The organism is Fluviicola sp. (assembly GCF_030151805.1).
Taxonomy (GTDB): domain Bacteria; phylum Bacteroidota; class Bacteroidia; order Flavobacteriales_D; family Crocinitomicaceae; genus Fluviicola.
In genome coordinates, this window is the sequence record NZ_JASLCN010000181.1 from 1 (window position 1) to 4598 (window position 4598).

At 38.2% G+C, this 4598-nt stretch carries 3 protein-coding genes and 1 tRNA gene; 2 read left to right on the forward strand and 2 right to left on the reverse strand.

Going from position 1 to position 4598, the window contains the following annotated elements; translation table 11 throughout:
* The first annotated feature begins 209 nt into the window (after positions 1-209).
* Together Q1V93_RS06830 and Q1V93_RS06835 are read left to right on the forward strand one after the other, a co-directional pair.
* Positions 210-2279: a CotH kinase family protein gene (locus Q1V93_RS06830; RefSeq protein WP_300663095.1), complete on the forward strand. Its 2070-nt coding sequence runs from the start codon at positions 210-212 to the stop codon at positions 2277-2279.
* Between the two features lie 105 nt (positions 2280-2384).
* A tRNA-Leu gene (locus Q1V93_RS06835) sits at positions 2385-2469 on the forward strand.
* A gap of 172 nt (positions 2470-2641) precedes the next feature.
* Here the strand turns inward: Q1V93_RS06835 and Q1V93_RS06840 are convergent.
* Both Q1V93_RS06840 and Q1V93_RS06845 read right to left on the reverse strand, forming a co-directional pair.
* Positions 2642-3259 carry a hypothetical protein gene (locus Q1V93_RS06840; RefSeq protein ID WP_300663097.1) on the reverse strand — a complete coding sequence of 206 codons (618 nt, stop codon included), beginning with the start codon at positions 3257-3259 and terminating at the stop codon, positions 2642-2644.
* Positions 3260-3264: 5 nt separating this feature from the next.
* Complete coding sequence (locus Q1V93_RS06845; protein WP_300663099.1) at positions 3265-4401, reverse strand: AAA family ATPase; 1137 nt, start codon at positions 4399-4401, stop codon at positions 3265-3267.
* Positions 4402-4598 lie beyond the last annotated feature (197 nt).

The following is a 4598-nucleotide window of genomic DNA, read 5'->3' on the forward strand; positions in this document are numbered from 1 at the left end:
GAAGAAATCGCCAATTTCTATTTCACGCAGATCAGATAGATTTCCGCAGATTCTGAGTGGTGAGCATGTAACATTGCAGGAGTATTTATGCCAGGTGATTTAGGATTCATCCATTACAGGGAACGAGTGGTTCTACTTATTGTTAAAATCCAATGTTAAGAAATTGTTTCTTCAATTTTAATTACATTCGTTTCAGAACTACGACAACAATGAAAAAAACGCTCCTGATTCTCCTTACAAGCATTTCTTCTTCAGCATTTTGCCAAACTTTCAACGGTGGCAGCGGGCCAATCAATGACAACACAACCATTGATATTCCGGTAACTGTGAGTGGACTTTTGAATGTGATTGACACCACTAATTTCGGATTGGAAACCGTTTGTATCAATCTCACACATACCTGGGATGCGGATTTAACGGTTTGGGTCGTTGCGCCTGACGGAACTACCGGCATGTTGTTTTCAAACATCGGTGGCGGAGACGATAACTTCACCAATACCTGTTTCAATGCAGCTGCCGCAAACAGTATTTCTTCCGGAACAGCTCCATTTACAGGAACATTCAAACCTATAGGGCAAATGGGATTCGTCAACAACGGACAGAATCCGAACGGAGTGTGGAAATTGCGAATCAATGACAATTACGGATCTGATCAGGGAACCCTTTTATCCTTTTCGATTACTTTCGGAAATAATCCTGCAGCATATTTTTCATTGACTTCGTCTCTGCTTCCGATTGTGGAAATCAACACCAACGGAAACGTCATCCAGGATGACCCGAAAGTGATGGCAGATATGAAAATCCGGTACAACGGTGCAGGAATCAGGAATTATATGACTGATCAACCCGCGCACTACAACGGAAAAATAGGAATCGAATACCGTGGAAATTATTCTGCGGGCCTTCCTCAAAAACCTTTTGCACTCGAAACATGGGATATCAACGGAAATACCGTCGACACTTCGCTGCTTGGAATGCCTACCGAAAGCGACTGGGTTTTGCTTGCAAATTACAATGACAAGTCTTTCGCCAGAAACATCATTCCTTTTCATTTATTCGATTCGATGGGACATTACGCCACCAGAATGCGCTTAGTGGATGTGGTTCTGAACGGTGAATACCAGGGAATTTACCTTTTCGGTGAAAAGATCAAACGCAACAAAAAACGCGTAGATGTAGCAAAACTGGAACCAACCGAAATCACTGGAAATGACTTGACGGGAGGTTATATCCTGAAAGTGGATTATTGGACGAATGATGATTCCTGGCAATTGAATCACAGTCCGATCGGCTTTCCGGGGCTGGATATTCACATGGTGTATGTTTATCCGAAGCCGGATGAAATCATGCCGCAGCAGAAAACATATATCCAGAATTTCATCAACGATTATGAAACGGCTTTGTATGGAAACAATTTTAACCATCCGACTTTAGGTTATCGCGCATACATTGACGTTCCTTCTTTCATTGATTATTTCATTGTGAATGAAGTGGCACGCAATGGAGACGGTTTCAAAAAAAGCCGCTATTTCTCCAAAGACAAGGATAAAAGTGACGGCACCATCCGAAAACTGAAGGCCGGTCCGGTTTGGGATTTCGATTGGGCAGAGAAAGATATGTGGAGCGGATCGGAGGACGGTTCTCAATTCATGTACGGCGAATGCGATCAGGATGTGAATGCTCCCGGCTGGTATATTCGCTTATTGGAAGATTCCTTATTCGCCAATGAACTTCGCTGCCGATACGAGGATCTGAGAAGAAGTATTCTGAAAGAAACCTATCTTGATGCGAAGATTGATTCGGTGGCACAGGCTGTGAATGAAAGTCAGGTATGGCATTACAAAACCTGGGGACACATGGGTCTTGCAACCGGAACTCCCGAATTTCAGGCTCCGAGTCAGACTTTTGCTGAAGAAGTGCAACGTTTGAAGGATTGGTTTCACAGACGATTGACCTGGTTGGATGCAAATATTCCGGGAACATTGAACGGTTGCAGTATGCTGGGAATCCAGGATTTGGTAAATCTCAATCAAATCAGCGCTTATCCGAACCCTTTTTCAGCGCTTATTACGCTTCAATGGCAGCAAACGGATCTCAGCGGGGCAAAAATTGTGTTCCGTGACGGAATGGGCAGAATAATCACACAACAAATTATTACGGCAACATCTTCTTATGATAAATCTCTAACATTGAATAATTTGGGTGATTTATCATCCGGAATCTATTTCATTGAGTTGGTCAAAGGAGACGAGCACGCTACATTAAAAATCATTAAATAGTCTTGATTTTTTAATATCCGCTTGTAGATTTAAAATAATTCTTTATTTTTGCACCCGCTTGCAATGGTAAGTGCTTGTTGTCAGTCGGACAGCAATGAAACAAATGCCTCGGTGGCGGAACTGGTAGACGCGCTGGATTCAAAATCCTGTACTTTCGGGTGTGCCGGTTCGATTCCGGCCCGAGGTACCAAAAAAATAACGGCTGTGAAGTTTTCTTTGCAGCCGTTATTTTTTTGTCTTCATTTTCGTTCTCATTCTCACTCTTTCTTCAGCCGTTATTTTTCAGAATGAGAAACAGAATGAGAATGAGGTTTGGATTGTAGTTCTGAAAAAGAATTCTTTAATTACTTTTTATAATAACTTTAGATAGATTTAAAAACATCCTTTAGCGCATTTGCGATTTTAGGATCAATCGTTTCAGAAAGTTCAGGCTTTTCTTTGACACCTTGTGCACTATTAAGGGTATCAATTTCAATTTTCTCCAAATTAAAATAATCATAAGTAAATTGTCCTTTTGGGCTACTATTCAAAACTTGATATTTGATCAATTTGTATTTGTCATTTACTATTTTGTTTAACTTGATATGATTGAAGTATTTATCTAGATTTGGATGTATCATTTTATATTGGGCGGTATCTTCAGGTGTTTTTAATACTTCTTTAAGATCAATTACAAAATCTGTTTTTTCTCTCTTGTAGAGCATATTACACCGTTTACAAGAAATATTCAAATTAAATGGCTGAAACATATAATCCTTAAATTCACCTTTAGGTAAAATGTGTTCAATATCAATTACCATATTGAATTCGTCTTCAAGATCTCGTCTACAATAACAACATTGCTCGTTCTCGTAGTGTCTGTAATAAGTCTTAACTTTTGTTTTGAATCCTTGTATCAATGGGTTCTCCCAAACCTTTCCACCTTGCTGAATAGCCAATTTAATGTTGGCAATATCATCTTCGTTAATGTCTAATATCATTTGATTTAAATCTCTGTTGCTAGTCTTTTTACGGCTTCTAATGCCTCAATCTGTCTAGGATCATAGGATTTCCTTTCCATTTGTGAAAGAACTATATTAAAGTTATCTAATGTAATTTTCTCCGCGGCCAATAAATTAAGTAGCCTGATTATTTGATGTGTTAAGAACATACTTTGTGGAGTATTAAGATCAAAGAATCTAGAATAGATTTCTTCTACATTTACAGGGTCTTTTTGTTGTAATTCAAAAGAAAAACTATGAGATTTAAATATCTTGGGCTGCTCTGTGAATAACTCAGCGCCATTAACAATGAGTGGCGAATGTGTCGCGATTATGATCTTTGGTTGGTACAAATAGAATATATCAAGAATCGTTTTGACATACTCTTTCTGCCAAATAGGATGTAGACTGTTTTCCGGTTCATCAATTAGTATTACAGTGTTTTCGGTAATAACAGTTGACAAGTACACTATTGATGTTATCAAAACCAACTCACCTGAACTCGCATCTAACATTGAAATAATCTTTCCTTGTTTCCTTAGAAATACTTCTATTCTGTTAAGTATGTTTGCTTTACGAAGAACCGATTCCCACAAGAATAACTCCGTGAGTGCGGACTTTTGTACCTCTTCAAAATCATATCCTTCTATTTCTAACCATATAATTTCTAGATAAGATTGTTTTGTTGTAATATCAAGAAGATAGATAATCCTTTCTTGGTCGACAATTGACAAGCTTGTAAACTGAATCAGCTCTTCATATCGAGAGTCAAGATTCTCGATCTTGAACCCAATTACTGGGTCAAATTGAACATAAGTTAATGCACGAGACGCATTTTTTAATTTTTGAATATCTGTCTGGGCGATTCGCTCTAAAGCCCTTTTCATTATCAAACGAGTTTGCCTTCTTCCGGCACGTCCACGTAATGTCCTAAAATTTCTATGACCTGTTTCAAACTTATCGTGGATAGAATTGGCAATAGCGATAACATCCTGACCTCTTGTAAGAAAATGTTGCGATAAATTATTTAATAGGGTACTTTTTCCACTTCCGTTGGCACCGATTAAAATACTTACATCTTCCGGGGTTCTTTCTAAATTAGTTAGCTCGCGAGGGATTTCGATTGGATCTGTGAATAGCATTAATTGAGATTTGGTTATTGATCAAATGAACATTACTACAAATAAAGCAAAAAGTCTTAAATATGAATAAGAATGCCATGCTTTTGATAGATCAAAGCAAGCTTATTAGAATCAACATAGAAAATACTTTAATCACATTGTCAATGATAGATGAATATCATCTTAAAAGTTCGATAAGCTTCCGTCCCGATGTACCA